1 protein-coding gene is annotated in these 305 nt (G+C 52.1%); it reads left to right on the forward strand.

The features are described 5' to 3' along the window. Positions 1-305, forward strand: a 305-nt coding sequence (locus C7H79_RS18250; RefSeq protein WP_172592516.1) for a hypothetical protein, incomplete at both ends; no start/stop codon positions are given.

Consider the following 305-nt stretch of genomic DNA (forward strand, 5'->3'; position numbering starts at 1 on the left):
AATACAATAACCTGCTGCCGGGAAATTCGTTATTTGGATCCGCCGATCAGGTTTTTCCTCGCGGACTGGATATTTTCTTCCGTTCTGGCGAGCAGATCACATTTGATCCAGACGGCCCGGGTGGGCAAGCCGTAGGTCAATCAACCCATTACTCTCAAACCAAAGGTGCCGTGTTTGATTCACAGCCGCGTACGATCAGTAATTTGATCGCGGATCAAACAGCCACGAATCCGGCTGCGGAAGCCGCATTTAATCAAACGGCAGGTTCCACAGTAGTCAATGGCACACGTGCGGACGGCTCACCG

Origin of the sequence: Nitrosomonas supralitoralis (assembly GCF_003011925.2) — a bacterium.
Lineage (GTDB): Bacteria > Pseudomonadota > Gammaproteobacteria > Burkholderiales > Nitrosomonadaceae > Nitrosomonas > Nitrosomonas supralitoralis.